This is a genomic window from Enterobacter cloacae complex sp. IR5401, from assembly GCF_049238425.1.
Taxonomy (GTDB): domain Bacteria; phylum Pseudomonadota; class Gammaproteobacteria; order Enterobacterales; family Enterobacteriaceae; genus Enterobacter; species Enterobacter hormaechei_C.
On sequence record NZ_JBMKHN010000039.1, the window covers coordinates 1 to 3,140 of the forward strand.

Consider the following 3,140-nt stretch of genomic DNA (forward strand, 5'->3'; position numbering starts at 1 on the left):
GGAATTCCTTACTTAAAGCATAGCCAAGGCTGAGTTACCTCCGTGGGGAAAAATCTAACATCCGCGTTTACTCCTTGTATTACGCAAAAAAAAAGGGGGCTTGAAGACCCCCTTTATGTTCATCCTGCGCTTACGCCAGCTGGCGAAGCATCCGGCGCAGCGGCTCCGCAGCGCCCCACAACAGCTGGTCGCCAACGGTAAAGGCCGACAGATACTCCGGCCCCATATTCAGTTTACGCAGGCGCCCTACCGGGGTGGTCAGGGTGCCCGTCACCGCGGCTGGGGTCAGCTCGCGCATGGTAATCTCACGATCGTTCGGTACCACTTTGGCCCACGGGTTGTGCGCGGCCAGCAGCTCCTCAACGGTCGGGATAGACACATCTTTCTTCAGCTTGATGGTGAACGCCTGGCTGTGGCAGCGCAGCGCGCCAACGCGGACGCACAGGCCGTCTACCGGGATAACGGACGAGGTGGCGAGGATCTTGTTGGTCTCCGCCTGGCCTTTCCACTCTTCGCGGCTCTGGCCGTTATCCAGCTGTTTGTCGATCCACGGGATCAGGCTGCCCGCCAGCGGTACGCCGAAGTTATCTACCGGCAGCTCGCCGCTGCGGGTCAGCGACGTCACTTTGCGCTCGATATCCAGAATGGCGGAAGCCGGATTCGCCAGCTCTGCCGCAACATGGTTGTGCAGCTGACCCATCTGGCTCAGCAGCTCGCGCATATGACGCGCGCCGCCGCCGGAAGCCGCCTGGTACGTTGCCACGCTGACCCACTCCACCAGATCCTGGGCAAACAGGCCGCCGAGGGACATCAGCATCAGGCTAACGGTACAGTTGCCGCCGACAAAGGTTTTGACGCCATTATTCAGGCCGGCGGTGATCACGTCCTGGTTAACCGGGTCGAGGATAATGATCGCATCATCCTTCATGCGCAGCGAAGAGGCGGCGTCAATCCAGTAACCCTGCCAGCCGCTTTCGCGCAGCTTCGGGTAAATCTCGTTGGTGTAATCGCCGCCCTGGCACGTGACAATAATGTCCAGTGCCTTCAGCGCGTCCAGATCGAACGCATCCTGAAGCGTGCCACCGGTGCTACCGCCGAATGACGGCGCTGGCTGTCCCAGCTGGGAGGTAGAGAAGAACACCGGGCGAATGGCGTCGAAATCGCGCTCTTCAACCATGCGTTGCATGAGAACAGAGCCGACCATTCCGCGCCAGCCGATAAAACCAACATTTTTCATAACGTATTCCTGCGAGGTGTGTGCTGTTTGTGCCTGGCCAGTTTCCAACTGGATTATCCCTCACCTTACAAAATGCAGCTAAAGTCGCAAGTGAAATTAATCAATGATTGCTGAACAATCAGAAAAGCAACTTATCCTGCACATTGTCCACCGTCGCTGGTCGTCGTCAAAAACGCAACGATTATCGGGGAAATCCCCTGCGCAATGGAATATTTTCCGTTGCTATTTTATTGATCCTGATTATGGATTGAGCGCGAAATCAGGTGATTTACCGCTTGCCAAATAAACGCATCAAACCCAGTTTGACCTTAATCGGATAACCTAAATGCGATACTGCAAGAGCGACAACTTAAAAGCGATAGCCACTGACGCAATATCAACCCCTTACGAACCAAGATTGGTTAAATAATGCGCTTAACGAATGGAAGGGACTTCCCCTGATTATGCGCCTGATTAACTCTTGTGCAATCATGGGGTAAACACAACCCCGGAGGGATTCGTTATGACCATTACTACTGTCGGTATCGATCTTGCTAAAAATGTGTTCGCTGTTCATTGCGTTGACCAGAATGGCAAAACCGTTCTGGTTAAATCCAGAGTAACCCGCGCAGCTCTTCCCGGGCTGATTGCTGGTTTGCCGCCCTGTGTTATCGGGATGGAGGCGTGCTCCGGGGCTCATTACTGGGCAAGACTGTTTCGGCAGTATGGTCATGAGCCGCGTCTGATGGCCGCTAAATTTGTATCGCCTTACCGCATGGCTGGTAAATCAGGGAAAAATGATGCAGCTGATGCTCAGGCTATCTGCGAGGCGGTTCGTCGCCCACATATGCGGTTTGTGCCGGTTAAGGATGAGAGCCAGCAGGCAATGCAGTGTCTGCATCGTACCCGACAGGGTTTTATCGAAGAGAAAACAGCAACATATAATCGTCTCCGGGGGTTGATATCTGAATTCGGCGTTATCGCCCCACAAAGTACAGATGCCCTGCGCCACATAGTTTTTGAGCAGAAGAATTCTTTACCACTTCAGGTTCAGCAATGTGTTGATGATTTGCTGGAGCACGTTGCTCGCATTGAAGATAACATCGCTGAATATGACCGAATTTTGTCCCGCATGGCCAAAACAGATCATCGCAGTCAGCGGCTGATGGAATTGAAGGGCGTTGGCCCCACAACGGCCTGTGCGCTGGTCGCCAGTATCGGTAATGCACATGATTTTAAGAATGGGCGCCAGCTGGCAGCCTGGCTGGGACTGACACCATCGCAGTACAGCAGCGGCGGAAAGTCGAAGCTTGGCAGGATAACGAAAGCTGGCGATTCGTATCTGAGAACACTTCTGGTTCAGGGTGCCCGCTCGGTACTGATCGGGGCGGAGAAAAGGACTGATTTATTCAGTCGTTGGGTCTGCTCACTGGTCGAACGCAGAGGATACTGGCGCGCTGTTGTTGCCATCGCTGCCAAAAATGCAAGACTGTGCTGGGCATCATTGCATTACGGTGATGATTTCAGGTTGTACTCAGCCAGCTAAAGTACAAAGCTGTATGACCATCTGTTCTGCAACTCGTTGATGATAAAGGGTTAGACCCCGTGAGGTATATCTGCTTATTGTACAGGGCAAGTGTACCCGACTAACGAACTAGAGCCTCACGAGCGTCTTTCATCAGGGTCCGAATCGATGACGATTCATCATGACCGTTTATAGTACCGCAGTCTCTCCCCTTTATTTTTTTACTATAGTGCAGACAGAAACCGTAAACACCGGCGTTGACATGCCGGGGAAGCCCTTATAGTACAATAATTGGCACTGTTGCAAAGTTAGCGATGAGGCAGCCTTTTGTCTTATTCAAAGGCCTTACATTTCAAAAACTCTGCTTACCAGGCGCATTTCGCCCAGGGGATCACCATA

Annotated in this window: 2 protein-coding genes and 1 pseudogene; 2 read left to right on the forward strand and 1 reads right to left on the reverse strand. The window is 53.0% G+C overall.

Going from position 1 to position 3,140, the window contains the following annotated elements; translation table 11 throughout:
• Positions 1–130: 130 nt before the first annotated feature.
• A complete protein-coding gene (asd, locus tag ACOTX1_RS23620) occupies positions 131–1,237 on the reverse strand; it encodes an aspartate-semialdehyde dehydrogenase (RefSeq protein WP_012540397.1) in 1,107 nt (368 codons plus the stop codon).
• A 103-nt stretch (positions 1,238–1,340) separates the two neighbouring features.
• On the opposite strand from asd, the pseudogene ACOTX1_RS23625 reads away from it, so the two are divergent.
• Both ACOTX1_RS23625 and ACOTX1_RS23630 read left to right on the forward strand, forming a co-directional pair.
• Positions 1,341–1,520 (forward strand): annotated as a pseudogene (locus tag ACOTX1_RS23625) (hypothetical protein); the annotation flags it as partial.
• Positions 1,521–1,739: 219 nt separating this feature from the next.
• Entirely contained in the window at positions 1,740–2,762 is a 1,023-nt protein-coding gene (locus ACOTX1_RS23630) for an IS110 family transposase (RefSeq protein WP_001567660.1), read from the forward strand.
• Positions 2,763–3,140: the final 378 nt, after the last annotated feature.

What these genes read in the sequence shown, in the direction of transcription:
- asd (WP_012540397.1), bottom strand. Translation starts at nt 1,237, where the DNA reads ATGAAAAATGTTGGTTTTATCGGCTGGCGCGGAATGGTCGGCTCTGTT.
- ACOTX1_RS23630 (WP_001567660.1), top strand. Translation starts at nt 1,740, where the DNA reads ATGACCATTACTACTGTCGGTATCGATCTTGCTAAAAATGTGTTCGCT.